Raw genomic sequence first — 17,760 nt, 5'->3', positions numbered from 1 at the left:
ACGCGCACATAGCCCCCGCACGCCACCAGGCATGCGGGGGTTCTTTTTTTGGAGGTCTCACGATGCATCACAAATTCAAAGCCGGTGAAACCCGCGGCACCTATGTACTGGCCGAGCCCGTCACCGCCGAAGAAATCCTGACCATGGCCAATAAGCTGGCCCGCAGCAAACTGAGCAAGGGCAAGGCGCTGACCTCGCCCAGCCTCACCTACAGCTGTCTGCAAACCCTGCTGCAGGAATACGAGCACGAGGTATTTGGCATCCTGTTTCTGGACAGCCAGCACCGGGTAATCAAGTTTGAGGAACTGTTCAGGGGCACCCTGGATGGCGCCTCTGTCTACCCGCGCGAAGTGGTCAAGGCAGCGCTGGTCTGCAATGCGGCGGCAGTGATCTTGGTTCACAACCATCCATCCGGCTTGCCGGAACCTAGTCGCGCCGACCGCACCCTTACTGAAACACTCCGAGCTGCACTGGCCACCGTCGAGATCCGCGTGCTGGATCATCTGGTGATAGGCACCGAAGGCAGGGTGTCAATGGCAGAGCGAGGGTGGCTATAACGATCAAGGAGGGTAAAAGAGGAGTCAGAGTCACGGGCTGAACTAAACCGCGGAATAGCCCCAGGATCAGGTTATCAATCAACCAACGGGATTGGCTAACCGGTCCGATAGTTTCTCAATCAACTCCAACAACATGCTCCGATCTGCTGAGTTCAACCGAGCCAAGTGTTGCGCGAGGACAACACCTTGGTCCGTCGGGCGATTACTGCTCTCTCGCAGTAATTCAGCAATATCGCAATCAAACAGCTGAGCCAATTCCGCTAACCGAACAATGGTCGGCACAACCAATCCTCGCTCCATGCGAGAAACCGCCTCCAGCCCAATACTGAGGTGCTCAGCAACCTTTATACCTGCATAGCACGACATCGGACCATCGACACATATCTCGATAATTGATATCCGTGCAATGTTTCTTCAACTTCGAAGCTGATATTTTTTATGGCTATATTTATGCGCAGATCACTTGGAACAATCCAGCATGACAACCTACCCAATCCCGCCGAATGAAAATGAGCGGTTAAATGTGCTTCATGCTCTCGATCTTCTCGATACACCGCCTGAGGAGGTTTTTGATCGCATAACCCGATTAGTCGCACGCGTTCTCGATGTCCCGATTGCGCTAGTTTCATTAGTTGATACTGATCGGCAATGGTTCAAGTCTCGTGTTGGTCTGGATGCGATAGAAACTCCACGTGAACTGGCCTTCTGTGCCCACGCCATCGTGCAGTCATCACCGCTGATTGTCCCAGACGCAACGCTAGACGAACGCTTCATGGACAACGCTCTTGTTACCAGTAATCCGAATATACGCTTCTACGCTGGTGTGCCATTGCGCAGTGTCAGTGGACTATCGATAGGCACCCTTTGCGCAATCGATTCCAAACCACGAAAGTTAAACGCGGACGAAATTAACATCCTGATCGACCTAGCTGCAGTGATCAGCAAAGAAGTACAAATGCGTGAAGCAATGTTCCTGAGTCAGGCAAACTCAGAGCTAGCGAGAAGAGCTGTTGAGACCATTGAAGCACGGTTTAGAACCGTATTTGAACGTGCTGGCGTGGGAATTGCGCTGCTTGCTCCTGACGGTGGTTGGTTACGTGTCAACGATGCCTTGTGTCAAATTGTCGGTTACAGCCAAGATGAACTCATCAAGCTTACTTTTCAGGACATTACTCATCCAGACGATTTGGACTCGGATTTGTACATGCTACAACAGTTAATCGATGACGAGATAGACCGTTACCAATTGGAAAAACGGTATATCACTAAATCAGGTAATACCATTTGGATACAGCTAATCGTCACCAAGCAAATGAGTCCTCAAGGTGAGTTGGAATATTTCGTATCAATTATTAAAGATATACAAGAGCGCAAAGAGGCAGAGGCATCACTGACTGAACTTCGCAAGGATCTGGAAAATCGTGTAGAAACAAGAACCAGAGATCTACGGTTAGCCAATGAAATGCTCTCATCCTCCATGGCTCAACAACTTCAATCTGAGCAGGAGCTACGCAAACGCGAAGCTGAGTTGCAGATGGTGCTCCAAAACGCAAACGATGCTTATGTTTGTATTGACCATAACGGTGTGATCCGGGACTGGAATCAACAGGCAGAACAAACCTTTGGTTGGAGTAGCCAAGAGGCTATTGGCCGCCGATTGGATGAAATGATCATCCCAGTCACCATGCGCGAAGGTCATCGTGCAGGATTACGGCACTATCTAGCGACCGGTGAGCACAACGTGTTAAACAGGCGCATTGAACTGACAGCTGTACGCCGTGATGGCACACCATTACCTGTTGAAGTGCGGGTTAGTCCATTATCCATTGATGGGAAAACTATCTTTAGTGCGTTCTTACATGACATCACTGAACGTAAACAGTTAGAGGCAATCCGCGAACACGAGGCAACACATGACCCATTGACGGGGCTGCTTAACCGCCGAGGCATGTTCGATTTATTGTCTCAAGCTATTGCTCGCGTCAAACGAACTCGGGTGTCTCTGGCACTACTTTTCATCGATCTGGATGGATTCAAACAAATTAACGATACACATGGCCATGAAGCCGGTGATGCCGTCTTGCGTGAGGCAGCAGCTCGTTTACAAGCTAGTATTCGGCAGACAGATACTGCCGCTCGCCTTGGCGGGGATGAATTCACTGTAATATTGGAAAACATTAAGCACGGTATTCCCGATGCCAATATGTTGGCACAAAAAATACTGGAGACCCTTCAGCACCCGATACAACTCGATTCAGTAACCGTCACCATCAGCGCGAGTATCGGCATTTCGATGCATCACCCTGATGATGAAAGATCTGCCGACCAACTGGTAAATGCCGCTGATTCGGCGATGTATACGGCCAAGCATGCGGGTAAAGATCAGGTTTGTGTCCATAAGTAACACTTTTTATGCGATACATACACGATTTCTACCCTCGTTTTTTGCATGATATAAAGCACTATCCGCTTCTAGTAGTAATGTTTCTTCAGTCTTTATATGTGAGGTATTATCTGAATAGGCAATACCAAAGCTCATGGTGACAGAAAAGTTGCCTTCATTCCTTTCAAACTTTAGCTCAGAAATTGCTTGACGGATACGCTCTGTAATTAACATAGCATCTGTGGCATTGGTTTCACCCAGTATAATTAAAAACTCCTCACCACCATAACGCCCAACACAATCATGACTCCTTAAGTGGTTAGTTAAACTTTTACTGACCTCTTTCAACGCTGTATCACCAGCAACATGACCATATGTGTCGTTGACATGTTTGAAATGATCTATATCAGCAAGTATTACAGTAGTAGGCTGTTTTTTTCTTGTGTCTTTTTCGATGGTGTTTTTTAGGAACTCCATTATAGCGCCCCGATGAAAAACACCAGTAAGTGCATCCCGAGAAGACTGCTCTTTGAGTTGCGCCAATGCATTTACCAACTGATTGTTTATGTCATAGATGCGTTGATAAAGACGGCTTTTTTCGACTAAAAATGATATTTGCCTTGCAAGGTTAATAAATGTTTTTTGGTGGGCATCAATGTATGTGTTCTTTTCTTTGCTAGAGAAGAAAATGAAACCGATAGGCTTACCATCTGCAATGAGCGGGCAGGTTAAACTTGATTGAATGCCTTCAGCAACTATTAATTTAGTTGACAATGAATTAGGGTGTTCAACTAAATATAGTTGCAGATCATTAAGAATGCGGGGTTGTTGTGTGGTTAGTATCCCCTCTAAACTACTACCACTTAAAAAAGCAGTATATCCATTTTTGATCATTATTTTTTCTGGGTAATTGCTTTTTGTCCAATGAGCGAAAACCCGTTCATAATCATCAGATATTAATGCGCAGCCGATCCTATCGTAAGGTATTATTTCATGAAATGTATCATATATGCGATTTAAAACCTCATCAAGAACACTGCCTTTACTGATTTCAGTGGATATTTCTTGAATTTTATTAAACCCATCAAATCGGGCATCAAGCCAAGCAGCCAACTGAACAAGCTCAGATTCAAAATCGAGAATGGATTCTATGTTGGTATCCTTCGGGAAAGATAAGGAATATTTTCCTTTTTTAATTTTTTTTATGGCTTCTCTGTATGAAGCTAACCGTTGAACTGATAGTGTTACATCGTTCATATCTTGTCCTTATCGGTACTGCGTTGACTTTTTATAGCATAACGTCTGTTTAATGGATGATGCGAATAAGTCCTTGAGATCGTGATTTCCATCTAGATCTCTATCACAGCGTGACATAATGGGTCATCAAATCACCTTCGCCGACAGTAAATTCAGCAGCAAGCGCCATCAGACCCGTAAAGCGATTTTTGCCCCTTCATGATCCCAGAAAAAGATCATGAATATAATCAATTAGCTATTCACCTCATGCTCACTCACCAGGCCGTCAATACTGCGGCTTAGGTCAATATCGTCGTGAGGGATAAGCACGTAGCGCCACGGTTTACCCGAATGCTCGATAGCGTGTTCGTTGGCGTATTTACACCAGCGTACAGCGGCTCTTGCCTTGGCTTGAACTTCGACTGAAGCGACGTCCATTGCTTTTTTGGGTTCAATCAGCAGGAAGGCGTCTTGGGTCTCCACCACGAAGTCCGGTTCATAGTTCTGGCCATTGGCATACTCGATCCGGAACTGGCTCGGTGCAGGCTTCATCCACTTGAGCACGCTGGCATCCCCTTCGAGGATCTGCGCCAGACGCCACTCACCATCCACTGAATCGAACTTCTGGTACGGATAGCAGCATTTACTAAAACCCGTAAACAGCATCTGCCGCACCCGGCTCTTCTCTCCTGCCGGAACAGGCGCCCGGAAATCTCGTGGTTGTTCATCGTGGGCGTAGTTGAAGGTGGCCGGACGCAAGACATCAAACCCTTTGGTGATATGGCCGATGTAATCGGTTGGTGTCGTCCACATATGCTGTTTCATCTGCGCCCAGATGAAATCAGCCAGCTGGCGGCCTTGGGTTTTGAGCAAAACTTCGGCTTCTTCATCGGTTAGATAGGTTTTCAGATGAGCAACCATCTGCCCAGCAAGACGGTATAGGGTTGCCGCATGCTCGTCATAATCAATTTCGTCATGATCGAAGAGATGATGAACCAGGTAGTCCTCCAACCGCGCCTCGGTCATGCCACCACGCGCCCAACTGATGGTGCTGGTGCTGTTGTCTTTCAAGTTGCGCAGCAACATTTCCTGGCTACCTGGCCGCATGGCAATACTGCTCAGCCCACCGAGGTCAAACTCGCTAAATCCGTAGTTCACCTCGCGCGTCGGCAGAATCACAATCTGCGGAATATCGATGGTGTATTCCGCCAGTTTTTCCGTGATCTGTCCGACCAGCACACCGATACTCTTTTCGTCTATCTCCACCGGAGCAACCGGCTCAGGGGAGTTCATACCGGTAAGCTCAGGCTGTACCTCAGAGGTGGAGACGGGGGGGAATATCTCCTTCATCACTTGCTGCACCTTGCGCGTGACGCTTTGCAGCACTTCGGGTGTGTTCAGCTGTTTGCTGCTTCCCAGTCGCTTAGCCTCTTCACTAACAATCTTGACAGTGATCTCCGCCACGCGCCGTTGGGCTTCAGTAGCCAGAACCGGTTTTACCGATGTGTTACCCGCCGGATTTGTCGCTACATACGGTGCGGCGAACGGCTCCTTAATTTGGTTCCCTTCACCATCGGTCGGCAAGCGCCCTAACAAGGTTTCAGCCAGTGAAGGCACTATCACTTGATTAGGCTTGTGCTCCGGGATCCCGTTTTCATCATCATCCGCACCGATAAACAGGGTCTGCTTGATGATGGAGTCTTCCTCATTGGCGCGATCGATGATCTCCTGAAAGCGGTCGTGGGCAATGATCGTCAAACGATCAACCGCTTCCACACCGGTGCGTTTGCCATAGGGCAGACGCAAGCCGCGGCCAATGGTCTGTTCGGTCAAAATCTCGGACGCGGATGCCCGCAAAGGCACTATGGTGTAGAGGTTGGTGACATCCCAGCCCTCTTTGAGCTTGTTAACGTGAATGACAATCTCGGTGTTCTTGTCGTGTTCTACCGCTAACAGCCGCTGCGTATTTTCGTCCGACTCCTGCCCGGTCTGGTTGGAGTGAACGGTAATGACCTTGCCCTTATAGGCACCATTGAAGAATTCGTTATCTTCGATCCTGGCCTTGATGGTTTCAGCATGGGTTGTGTCCTGTGCCACCACCAGCATAAAGGGCTTAACCAGTGGCCGACCAGTGTTGTTGGCATAGCTGGCCAGTTCGGTCTTCACGTATTCATGATGGTGGATACCATCTTCCAGCTTGATGGTTTCAAGCTGCTGCTCACTGTAGCTACTGGCTTTGAAGTCTTTACGGGTGGCAACTGCCGGGGTCTTGATATAGCCGTCATTCAGCGCACGGGCCAACGGGTAGTGATAGACGATGTTCTTGAAATCGCGTGGCTTGGCCCCGGTAGTCTTCGGCGTGGCGGTCAGCTCGATGCCCAGTACGGGTTTAAGATCATTGATGGCTGTTGCGCCAGAATCTGCATAGTAGCGGTGTGCCTCATCCATCAGCACCACCAGATCGGGCAAGTCCGCCAGATAGTTGAAGTAGGAGTCACCGATATACTCCTGAATGCGACGGATCTTCGCCTGCTTGGATTTGGCCGCCCCTTGCTTGTTCTCCAGCGCATTGATCTTGGAGACATTGAAAATGTTGATATGCGGCGCCGTCTCCGCCGCGAACATATCGCCCGTCATGCTCATGGTGACGGTTTGATCCAGGCGCACACCACGCCCTTCCTGATAGTCATCACCAGTGATCAACACGGGCGGCGTCTGGGCCAGTTCCGGGATGCCCTGAAACACATATTTGGGCGAGCCCGGCAGGAAATCCTGTTTCAGCTTTTCATAGATGGTCAGGTTTGGCGCCAACACAAAGAAATGGCTGCTACGACCAGTCAGATAGAGCCATGCAATCATGGCCCCCATCAGACGGGTTTTGCCAACACCGGTTGCCAGGGCAAAACAGAGTGAAGGAAAGTCACGCTCAAAGCGCTTGAAGGGCAGCTTCTCGGTTTTGAGGAGCTCAATCCAGCGCTGCAGATCTGGCTCTTTATCCAGCTTTAACTGCTCCAGCAAACGACAAAGGATCGCGAGCGATTCACTCTGTGGCTTGCGCAGGGAAAGACGTGCGCCGATCTGGTTGGCAATAGTGGTCCCGTTGCTCATGACTGTTCCTTATTCTTCGCTGTCGTCATCCGCCCACTCGTCGTCCTGCTCTTCCGGCAGCACGTTCAGAGTGAAGCTGTAATCGTCATGATCCCACTCGCACTTGTTCAGAATGACCTTGGGGATCTTTTTCAGCGTCAAATTCGGAAAATCGGCACCCTCGGCCATAAACGCCTTGCAGCAAATCAACAGACTGCGCTCAGCACCCACCTCTTCGCTGATGCGCTTAAGCTGGTCATAGGCCAGCGAGCCTGTGGTCACGTAGATATGGTCAGTTTCGGTGCTGTAGCCATGGTTCCAGAACTGGGTCTGGCTTGGGGCGTAGGTAAAGCCCATATGCTTGCACATGGCTTCGGCAAGCATCTCGGCGTTATATTCCTTGTTGATGACCCAGTTACCCCAGTCATCTTTTTTCAACAAGGAGGGCGCCAGACGCAGATAACGGAAACCACCACCGCCTTGCCAATTCACGGCCTTGGTAATGCCGCCTTGATCTTCACCATCAATCACTTTCTTCAGGCGCGGAACAATATGGGTATGGCAGTGCTCACCCAACTCCACCATGATCCAGCGGCGACCCATTTTGTGGGCTACGGCACCGGTAGTCCCAGAACCGGCAAACGAATCAACAACAATATCCCCAGGAGATGTTGATATTTGAAGGATTTTTTGAATTAATTTCTCCGGTTTTGGAGTATCAAATGTTCCTGAAGGAAAGAATGCTCTTGCTTCTCGTTTTGCATCTTGATTGTCCCCCGCGCCATCTCTTAGCCACAATGTGTCTGGAACAATACCACTCCCAACTTTATCTAAAAATGATTTTAGTCTCGGTTTATCTTTTTCATTATTTTCCCCCCACCAAACCAATCCATCAGCTACATGTTGCTCATGCCTTTTCTTATCATAAGCCCATACGCGAGATTCACTTGGGTAGATGTCTTCGCCTGTTTTTGGATGTGTGATCGCATAATAAAGATTCGGTCTTTCAGACCTTGTCTTCGCGCAAGTATAAACAACAGATTGCCATAAGCCTCTTGGGTCATTATCAAGGTTTTTATAACCTTTCAGCTCGTCTGATGTTCTGTTGAGTTTGTTTGGTGAAAATAGATCCTTAATTTTGGCATAAACAAAAACATGGTCATGACTAGTGCTAAACCATTTAGAATCATTTTGTTTTGAATATTTTTTTTGCCATACAACATTGGCAACAAAATTATTTCTACCAAACACTTCGTCACAAAGCACTTTAAGATAGTGAGCTTCATTGTCATCAACAGTTATCCAGATTGAACCATCTTCACTCATGAGAGTACGCAATAACTCTAGGCGATCCCGCATCATCGAAAGCCACATCGAGTGCTCAAGACCATCATCATAATGGGTGAATGCACTACCGGTGTTATATGGCGGATCGATAAAAATACACTTCACCTTGCCAGCGTATTGATGTTCAAGAGCCTTAAGCGCCAGCAAGTTATCGCCATGGATTAACAGGTTATCGTTGAAGGCGGTATTTGCTTCACCTTCCTCGTTAGTCATTACCTTTGCAGACTGATAAGAGAGGCTTTTATCTTCAAGGAAAATACGCGGCTCAAGACGCGGGCGTTTATCCTTGCCAATCCAGGTGAGTTCCAATTTTTGCTTCGGTGTTGTCATGTTTATTCCAGCCATCATCAGCGAGGCAGCGCCAGCAGGCGCTCAATCCAGTTATTAAAATGGGGGCACTTGGCGCGAATGGCGTCCAGCCCAATATCTTCAGCAATTAAAGGACCATCCACGGTCTTTTTATAGTGTGGCACTAACGCCAAGATTCGTTTTGACGGCGCAGTTTGCGGGCTGTTATTGATATGCTCCGGCGTTGCAAACGCGCCGCGGATCGCCGCCATCGGTGCAAGCAGTGCCTGATCATCCAGCCATTCGGCAAACTTTTCCGGCGCACTGAACAGTAGCGCCTCGAACTCGTGCAGCATCAGGTTAGGAATAAAATTGGGCGCGCCGATATCCTGCTGCAATGCCAGCTCCAGTCGCATCACCTGCTCATGGGCATCCGCTACTCGGCCATCTAGCCCCGGAAAATCATTGGGCAGGCCATAGTAGTCCATCATGGTGGTGACATACGCCCCTTGGTCCTGCCGACACAAGCGCGTCAATTGGTGCTTCACCTTGCCATAGCTGACTATCCCACCCTTATGCCCCGGACTGGTCTGCGCCAGAATGGGCGTCAGATAAATGCCCAGACGCGAAAAATAGGGAACCAGCAGATCACGCACGAAAGTCTCTTCGGTTTGCCCTTCAACAAAGACCAGCACTCGACTCATGATTGTGGTCTCCCGCCCAGCAGGTTCTTCTTCCACAAATCACCCAAGCTGTAATCCTGTAGCCATTCGCTCAGTTGATCCTCTTCCAGACGTTTGAAGGTGGAAGCACCGTTCTGCTTATCCACGACGATCAGATCCTCGACATCAAACTGATTCACCAGTTCGACCGACTGGGTCGAAATGATCAGTTGGTGTTCGATACTGGCGCTTTTAATCAGCTCGGCCAGCACATTGATGGCATAGGGGTGCAAGCCCAGCTCTGGCTCATCGACGATGATGGCACTGGGCATAAATTCTTCCGGCTGCAGCAGCACGGTCGCCAGCAGGATAAAGCGCAGGGTGCCATCCGATAGCTCACTGGCCTTGAAGGGAATATCGTGATCCTTCTCAGTCCATTCAAGCTGAATGCTGTCTAGGTTGTCTGGTGTGGCGCGTAGGTAAAATTCACCGAAATAGGGTGCCACCATGCGAATGGTGCGCACGATCCGCTTGTAGTTGCTGGGATGATTTTTTTGTAACCGGAACAAGAAAGCCGCCAGATTGGCGCCGTCTTCCCGCAGGTAGTCGTTATCGTTGATACGGTGGATCTGCTTGACCTTTGCACTCTCGCTGGTGTCATGGAAATGGTAGGCCCGCCAGCGACGCATGATCGGGAGCGTAAACGCTTTAATGCGGGAGTTATGCTTTTCGGCCAGTGACTCGAAATGACCGGAGCCGACCGAATTATCGCCGTTCATATTCCACCACAACGCTTCTCGCTGAAACATCATGCGGTTGTCGTTAGTGGCCTCTAACGCAAACTTGTAGCCATTGTTGCCAAAGTAGAGCTCACCCTTTAGGGCCTCACTCTGCTTGCGACCAAAGTGTAACAAGGCATCTGGGCCTCCAGCCTTGCCTACCAAGAATTGCAAACGGTGATCCAGCAGGGTGGCAATTAATCTAAAAAAGCTGATGAAGTTCGACTTACCCGCACCATTGGCACCGATTAACACATTTAAAGAGCCCATCAGCAGATCACACTTGGCAATCGACTTATAGCCATCAATCACGATATGACTCAACTGATCACTATTGGTAACATCCTTCATGCTGCCGCCTCACGTTCATTCGCCACGACCTGCCATGTTACCGCAAACAGCTCGGTCACACGGGTTTCTGTGGCCAGACGAGCTTCAACTTCTTCCAACAGGCGATCCTCTTCCTGTTCAATCTGTTTCTTCTCTTCGTAGTAGTGCAGCATGGCGTTATCGCGTTCTCTCTCTAGCTGTTTGAGCGCTTTCTTGGCTTCCATCTTCTCCTGCAAGGAGGTTAGCTGCCGTGATGCTTTACGTGCTTCCTTGATTTCCAGATCCAGCTGTTTGATGCGCAGATCCAGTGCAATGCGTTTGTCTTCAGACCAACGCTCCAGCTTCTCAACCTCTTCGCCATAGTAAGTTTCGTTATCGCGCTCAACCTCACGCTGAAAATCTCCCAGCAGTGTTTGCTGCCGCTCTGACAGTGGATAGAAGTCAGGCTCAGGAATGATGACCGGCACCTGGGCTAACGGCAGCTGCAATAGTCGCTCGACGGTTTCGCTATGCAGTGGCTCGCCATGCTGGTTGCTCGCCAGCAATAGCAGCTGCTCACGACGCTGCGCCGTTGATTCGATACTCACCTTGATGACCTTTAGCAAACCGCGATTGCCTATCAAGCCTTTCACATCAACCCATTGCCCCTGATCAGACGAGCGCTCGTAAACAAACTGGAGTGCAGCAGGCGGCAAGTGAGCAGCCTTGGCCTGTGCAATCAACTCGGCACCAAGACCATCATGAGGCCGGAAAAACTCACCATCCTCGATCTCTGCCGTCTGCCAGTTCAGGCTGTACTTGCCATCGCGCCAGACAAAAGCCCCCGCAACTTCACTAAACCCGCCCTGCTCCTGTAAGGCCATACGGGCCAGTAGCAACATCTTCTGCTGGTAAGCCGTCAATTCAATATTGGTCTTGTCCCGTCGGGTATTCAGTCGGCTGACGACATCGGCATCAAAATGCTCAAACAACGACCGGCGGGTATCACTGTTTTTGGCCTCCAGCTGCTCTTTGAGCTCTTCTTGCAATGAATTGAACTCAGATTCGATTTGCTCATCGCTACGGCAGCGCTGGTAGATATCGTGGATCCGGCGTTCAATATCGACCCCTGACTCGATGGAGCCAAGGACTTCATCTGAAGCACCAAACACACCTTCAAACAGTTGAAATTTCTGACTCAGCAACTCAAACACGCGCTCATCGGCACGGTTGCCCTTGTTGATAAAATTGACCACGACGACATCGTTCTTCTGACCATAACGATGGACCCGGCCAATCCGCTGCTCGACCCGCTGCGGGTTCCAGGGCAGATCGTAATTGATCAGCAAAGAGCAGAACTGCAAGTTGATACCTTCGGCTCCCGCCTCAGTACAGATCATCAAGGTGGCATCATCGCGGAACCGCTCAACCAGAGCCGCTTTCATATCTGCAGTTTTAGAACCAGAAATACGACTAGAGCCCCGATGACGCTCTAACCACTCCTGATAAATCTGTTTCGATACTGAATCACTGTTACTGCCGTTTAGCATCACGATCTGACCGTCATACCCTTGGGCCGCCAGCATTTCTGCCAGCCAGGTCTGGGTTCGGACTGACTCGGTGAAAATTACTGCTTTGCGGCTGCCACCTAGCTCGGCTGTTTTCTCAAAGGCACGTTCGAGCACGCGAACCAAGGCATCCGCTTTAGCATTGTTGGCGATACTGCAAGCCAGGCGTTGAAAATCCTTTAATAAATCAATCTCAGCCTGCAGAGCTTGAGGATCAATCAACTCCTCGTCGCTCACCCCCTCCTCATCCTGAAGGTCTGACAAATTCTCATAATCTGCCAAGGCATCCAGCAGCGGTTGCTTCTGCTCTAGGCGAGTAATCATGGTCTGCAAGGTGCCTTGAATGGCAAACGACGATGAAGCCAAAATTTTGCGAATAACCAAGGTCACCAGATGTCTGGCACCACTTTTGATGGCTAGCAGATCTTCACGCTGCAGATACTCGGAGACCTGCCGGTACAGTTGCTCTTCTTGCGTTGACGGGCGGAAATCCTCGGTCATGGAATAACGACGAGTGAAACTAATACCACCCTCTTCCTGTACCTGGCGTCTGAGTGTGCGATTACAGACTTTACCCAGGCGATCTCGAAGCAACGCCAGTTCAACCTGATCCAGTTGTTGACGGCCATAACGGGCCTTAAACGATGGCAAATCGCCAAAAAAGTGCGGATCAATGATGGACACCAGCCCGTACAGCTCCAGCATGCTGTTCTGCAATGGCGTGGCCGAAAGTAAAACTTTCTTAACCCCCATTAAGGCGTTATCAAGCACCTTGGCTGTTTTGGCTCCATCACTCTTATAGACATTGCGCAACTTGTGCGCTTCGTCCATGACGACCAGATCCCACGGGATACGCTGAAGTTCTGACTCCTTGCGGGCTGCAAATTCATAGGAGCAGATGCAAATTGCAGGCTTTCCGGAAGCACGTTCCAGATCAAACGGATTGGCCACCCCCGCCTTTTTAGATTCATTGAAGGACTTTGCCTCCATGATCATTGAAGGCAGCGAGAATTTTTCCTCAAGCTCCTGACTCCACTGTTTGCGTAAGGTAGCAGGGGCTATCAACAGTAACTTACGACGGCGTTCGGCCCATTTCTGCGCCAAGACTAGGCTGGCTTCGATGGTTTTCCCCAGACCGACTTCATCAGCCAGAATTACTCCGTTCGACAGTGGGGATGCCAGCGCGAACATGGCCGCCTCGATCTGATGCGGGTTCATATCAACCTTGGCTCCAGCCATCGTCTTGGTCAACGACTCTTCCGCCTTACCCTCCAGTGTCAGGCTATGAGCCAGCCACGCTTGCTGATGTGCTGAATAATGACTCACGCTTTATCTCCCGTGGCAGATGCCGGTTGCAATGAACTCGCTCCATAGCCTGGAGCCAACACCAGATTCTCTACGCCATACAGGGCAGGCCGATTGTTCAACGCCAGCGGATGACGCTCAGCGGACAAGCTGTGCTCAGGTGAACAATCCACATTCCAGTAGTTGAGCAAATAGCCCGCCAACGCAGCGCGGATCTGCACACGGCGCGAACCATCGACCATGCCGTAGTCCATGGCTATAGCCTCTGGATGCGCAATGGCTGGGTGCGGGATCAGCTCCAAATCGACAATTCGGTTCCACTGATGATCGAACTCGCGGGTTTCTTTTTCCGGCGGAACATCGTTTAACAGCGAGACAGTATCAAAGCGCGAACAGGAGAAATCACGGAACGCCTGCCTAAGCCGATCAAAGGCCCGGACATGCCAGCGATGACCATCATTGGCCAGACTGTGAGGTACCAGCTCACGTTGCATCCGCCCGGATGAGAGCGATACATAGCTGCAGCTGATGGCTTTTTGCAGGTGAATGGCCCGCATTAGGGCTGACAATATTTCAGTCTTAGGCTGGATCAGTTGCTGTGGTGCCAAACAGCGAGGATTTGGCAAAAACGGCTGGGAGATACCATTGCCGAAACCATAGGCCAGGCAGGAAAGAGCCGCCTCCGGCTGATGGTCAAACAACGGTTTAAATGAAGGCGTCCGTTCGTACACCTTGTCCTGTGCTCGCAGTGCAAGGTTGCCAGCACAGAACTCTTTGTAAGCAGTAAGGTCACGGGTGGCCGCCGCCAAGCCGGTACCAAATCGCTCCATCAGTGCGGCGCGGGTAATAGAGCCAAAATAGTTGAGGCAAAAATCGATGTACGCCAAACGCTCTCGCTGGGCGTAGGGAAGCTCATCTAAAACGTGCATGCGATGGCAGTCGGATATGTTCAGAAGAAACTCAAAGTATCATAACGAATAAGTCACACAATCAAAATGATGACTTATTGTGAGCTTGGTGATAAAACCGACTCATGCGACTCACTTCTGTTTGTTTAATCACCACCGTTAGCGGCGCCATAGGAGGGCAGAGTGGGATTGTTCAACAAAATTCCTTTTGCCGTCCGGATGGCAGATAACCGGATCGTCAGTATTGAAGAAGTACCTAGAGGCTTAGCTTGTGAATGCCGTTGCCCCAGCTGTGATGCTCGGTTAGTCGCTCGAAAAGGTGACGTCAACGAACATCACTTTGCGCATCACGACAGCAGTGTCGAGCTATGTGAGTTTGCCTTTGAAACCAGTATCCGCCTGATGCTGCTGGAGATCCTGGGGCAGATCCGGTCTATCTCCACACCGGACTATCTTTGGTGCCAAAAGCGGATCATTGAAGGACGAACTAAGGTCGATCTGATTTTCGATCTCGACCTTTCTCAGGCCAACCAGAGCCCCCATTTCGTTTACAAAATCCCGCAAAGCGAGGACTACCGGATCGGACTCTACCTGCCGGCAGCAGGACAGAATGCTCCCCCGGTTTGGCTTGATGAGTTCATAGCCAAAGATCCCCGAATGGGCATCTTGCAGCTCAACTACGGTGCTATTGGCGAACAGTTATTCCGTGATCACAACAACGAATATATCGCCAAACTAATCAGCATCGTCCAAACGTCCTCTCTAGCCTTGAGGTGGCTCTACCATCCTCGCTATCAAGCTCAAGTAGCTCGGTACCAACAACAAGAGGAGGAAAAACGCCAGCAAGAGCTCAAGGAACAGCAAGCTCGCCTGCAGCAATATCGAATCCTTAAAGCCCAGCAGGAAGAGCAAGCCTTGCAAGCTCAGAGCCGCTTACAACAGGCCTACCAAATCCTTGAGCGCCGGCCCTACGGTTCAGATCAGGACTGGACACCATTATCGAGCGCCGATGTTGGTGAGCACACTGCAGACATGAGTCACACTCGCTACTGTCGAATTTGCGGTGAACCATTAGATCACCCATCCCCTACCGGCTACTGCAATAACGCCAGATGCATCGCGGCCAGGCGCAAAAGTGGTATTCGGTTTTGACCAGATGACGCCACCGCTGAGATCACCATGGACGGCAACCTGCGGCGCTGCTCTCTCAACGTGTTGGTGTCTTTCTATACTTGAAGCAAATTCACAAGCCATGAACAAGGCCATAGGGCTTGGTATGTATGCCCATTCGACAGGAGATCAACTAAGCCCGCAGGGGGGGATAGGGGGGTGACCATCCAGCTATGGATTTTATCAACAAGGCCCATTGCTGGCGTATTAGATGGCAATCCAACTCGGTGATATAGATATCCCTTTCCTTTATCAGATGAGTGTTAAAGACCGAACACAAAGACAAATCAGCCACGACTTGAACCAATACAACGGTGCCCTTCCCCCCAAACTTTAGTATCCACCTTAGCCAAGTAAACCACTCTCTTGATGAATGCAGCATAGTCTGGAGATCGAAGCTGGGCATCATCTCTCGTTATCCAGTAGCAACCATTCTTCGAAAAGTGAACCAGACCACTCGATGCCCAACATGGAAGTCTGATAGCGCTAAGCCAAGCTTTGTTAATTTTGTTAGCCAATGAGTTTTCATGATTAACATCACCAAGGCGACAATACGCATCCTTGTTAAAAAACAGAACAAAATGATAGTGCTGGTTCACCGAATCATTTTGCTCCCGCACCCACACATATCTCACCTTATTCGGATAAACCCGTCCCCCTTGATTTCTTCGCCTATTTTCAAGTGCGCACAGTTGGCTATTCAATGACTCGATGAATCGCTTCACAACAAGCCCATCGCTGTCTTGAAAGCAAGGTGGCATATCAACACAATCATTTTTGACAAATCTTAAATCTACACGAATAGCCATGACCCTAGGAAACTGGCTTAATGCATTACCAAGCACATGATCTATCTTGAGCAGATAGTTAGATTCAATTGCACCATAATCACAAGGGGCGTTATGGATAACACCTTGAACTTCCTTCTCGGTCAAACCAGGATAAACATACATATCAACCACCCTCCAACGGTTATGAAGAAACATTTTTCAAGAGACAAAACACTAAGGCACAGTCATTTGTTTTAATGGTGTTTTAATGCGCTCACCTAAACAACACTAACAACCACCCCCCTATTAATCATTTATTTTATTGTTTCATTGTTTTATTGTTTTATTGTTTTATTGTTTTATTGTTAGTCATAACTCCCGATATATTACCTATCCAACATTGACGAGCAACAAGACAGACTCAACAGCCCTTGAATATCCACCAACAATTAACAGCCAAAGCCAATTTTAAATAACAAAATTAAGCCTAAGCCTTAGTCAAGTAACTCCGAAATTAAGTTATAATTGGTTTTAGGCTGGAATAAAAACAACTTGACCGACAAGACCAATAACGCTGGCGTGAAACAAAAAAGCAAGGAAGAAGAACTAAATAATATCAAGCAAAGATACAATGTAGCACCGGGTGTTGATTTATCTCCGCGATGAAAGATCACTTATCCAGTCGAGAATCTCGCCCTTGATCCAAGCAGATGCACGTTTGGACAGATGAACCTGTTTTGGAAAAGAACCCTGCTTGATAAGTCTGTAAATGGATGCCTTAGAAAGACACGTTAGGGCTATGACGTCATTTATCTTAATCAGTTCCATGATGCACCTCGTTAATTTGTCATAGCTAGGGCGAGGATGTAATTTTTGACAACCAGCTGACACATAGCAAACTTGAGAAAGCTAGACACACTTATTAAGACCGCCGCACGCAATTTATGGAAAAGAACGACCTCATGATGAATGATGGAAAACATGCCACTTCATTATTCATAGGAAAGCAGGGTGAATTGCAGTCGATAACATATACCATCGCATACAAATATACCCATTCAATTCTAGAACATAAAATATCCATCTAGACACGGCTAAGTACTATTCACAATGCATGCTGCGTTAAATGGGTATTTGGGGGCATTCAAAATCTGAGACACCGCAAGTAGACCAGCGAAACTAACATCAAGAGGTGACCATCAAATCAAGCATCTTACTGCCCATGGCATTGCATCATCACCTATCCCTCACAATCCTTGCCTGCAGCCACCAGATGGCTACACATCTACGGCATATAGCACCAAATTTTGCTACGCATGCAACTACACATTCACGACATAAACCACTACAATTCCACTACGACATTACTACCATGTAGATGGGCTTATTAG

Annotated in this window: 12 protein-coding genes and 1 pseudogene; 3 read left to right on the top strand and 10 right to left on the bottom strand. The window is 49.0% G+C overall.

The annotated features are described in order from the left end of the window. Positions 1–62 precede the first annotated feature (62 nt). Positions 63–557 (top strand): RadC family protein, encoded by a 495-nt coding sequence (gene radC, locus ABD847_RS09105; protein ID WP_345012198.1) that lies wholly within the window; start codon positions 63–65, stop codon positions 555–557. 78 nt (positions 558–635) lie between these two features. On the opposite strand, the pseudogene ABD847_RS09100 reads toward radC, so the two are convergent. Beyond that, a pseudogene (locus ABD847_RS09100) lies at positions 636–902 on the bottom strand (helix-turn-helix domain-containing protein); the annotation flags it as partial. 133 nt (positions 903–1,035) lie between these two features. Between ABD847_RS09100 and ABD847_RS09095 the strand changes: the two are divergent. Beyond that, positions 1,036–2,961, top strand: a complete 1,926-nt coding sequence (locus tag ABD847_RS09095; RefSeq protein ID WP_345012195.1) for a PAS domain S-box protein — start codon at positions 1,036–1,038, stop codon at positions 2,959–2,961. Between the two features lie 6 nt (positions 2,962–2,967). Here the strand turns inward: ABD847_RS09095 and ABD847_RS09090 are convergent, their stop codons facing one another. The 7 genes from ABD847_RS09090 to ABD847_RS09060 form a co-directional block, all read right to left on the bottom strand. Further along, positions 2,968–4,197, bottom strand: a complete 1,230-nt coding sequence (locus ABD847_RS09090) for a sensor domain-containing diguanylate cyclase (RefSeq protein WP_345012192.1) — start codon at positions 4,195–4,197, stop codon at positions 2,968–2,970. A 231-nt stretch (positions 4,198–4,428) separates the two neighbouring features. After that, positions 4,429–7,284, bottom strand: a complete 2,856-nt coding sequence (locus ABD847_RS09085) for a DEAD/DEAH box helicase (RefSeq protein ID WP_345012190.1) — start codon at positions 7,282–7,284, stop codon at positions 4,429–4,431. A 9-nt stretch (positions 7,285–7,293) separates the two neighbouring features. After that, the gene (locus tag ABD847_RS09080; RefSeq protein WP_345012187.1) at positions 7,294–8,940 is read right to left on the bottom strand and encodes a site-specific DNA-methyltransferase; all 1,647 of its coding nucleotides are present in this window, start codon (positions 8,938–8,940) and stop codon (positions 7,294–7,296) included. A 17-nt stretch (positions 8,941–8,957) separates the two neighbouring features. Then, positions 8,958–9,602, bottom strand: coding sequence for a DUF4276 family protein (locus tag ABD847_RS09075; protein WP_345012185.1), 645 nt, complete (start codon positions 9,600–9,602; stop codon positions 8,958–8,960). Continuing rightward, positions 9,599–10,690, bottom strand: coding sequence for an AAA family ATPase (locus ABD847_RS09070; protein ID WP_345012184.1), 1,092 nt, complete (start codon positions 10,688–10,690; stop codon positions 9,599–9,601). Before ABD847_RS09070 ends, ABD847_RS09075 begins: the two co-directional genes overlap by 4 nt. Next, positions 10,687–13,542: an SNF2-related protein gene (locus tag ABD847_RS09065; RefSeq protein WP_345012183.1), complete on the bottom strand. Its 2,856-nt coding sequence runs from the start codon at positions 13,540–13,542 to the stop codon at positions 10,687–10,689. The genes ABD847_RS09070 and ABD847_RS09065 overlap by 4 nt, the downstream gene beginning before the upstream one ends. Beyond that, positions 13,539–14,408 (bottom strand): WYL domain-containing transcriptional regulator, encoded by an 870-nt coding sequence (locus ABD847_RS09060; protein WP_345012181.1) that lies wholly within the window; start codon positions 14,406–14,408, stop codon positions 13,539–13,541. The genes ABD847_RS09065 and ABD847_RS09060 overlap by 4 nt, the downstream gene beginning before the upstream one ends. 204 nt (positions 14,409–14,612) lie before the next feature. Between ABD847_RS09060 and ABD847_RS09055 the strand changes: the two genes are divergently transcribed. After that, on the top strand, positions 14,613–15,581 hold the full coding sequence (locus tag ABD847_RS09055; protein ID WP_345012179.1) for a competence protein CoiA family protein: 969 nt from the start codon (positions 14,613–14,615) through the stop codon (positions 15,579–15,581). A 305-nt stretch (positions 15,582–15,886) separates the two neighbouring features. On the opposite strand, the gene ABD847_RS09050 is transcribed toward ABD847_RS09055, so the two are convergent. Together ABD847_RS09050 and ABD847_RS16855 are read right to left on the bottom strand one after the other, a co-directional pair. Continuing rightward, a complete protein-coding gene (locus ABD847_RS09050; RefSeq protein ID WP_345012177.1) occupies positions 15,887–16,552 on the bottom strand; it encodes an inovirus Gp2 family protein in 666 nt (221 codons plus the stop codon). Between the two features lie 468 nt (positions 16,553–17,020). Further along, positions 17,021–17,197 carry a helix-turn-helix transcriptional regulator gene (locus ABD847_RS16855; RefSeq protein ID WP_425568446.1) on the bottom strand — a complete coding sequence of 59 codons (177 nt, stop codon included), beginning with the start codon at positions 17,195–17,197 and terminating at the stop codon, positions 17,021–17,023. Positions 17,198–17,760 lie beyond the last annotated feature (563 nt).

This window comes from Pseudaeromonas paramecii (genome assembly GCF_039540575.1).
Classification (GTDB): Bacteria; Pseudomonadota; Gammaproteobacteria; order Enterobacterales; family Aeromonadaceae; genus Pseudaeromonas; species Pseudaeromonas paramecii.
Note: the sequence above shows the minus strand (reverse complement) of the source record. Positions and strands in the feature narration are given on the sequence as shown.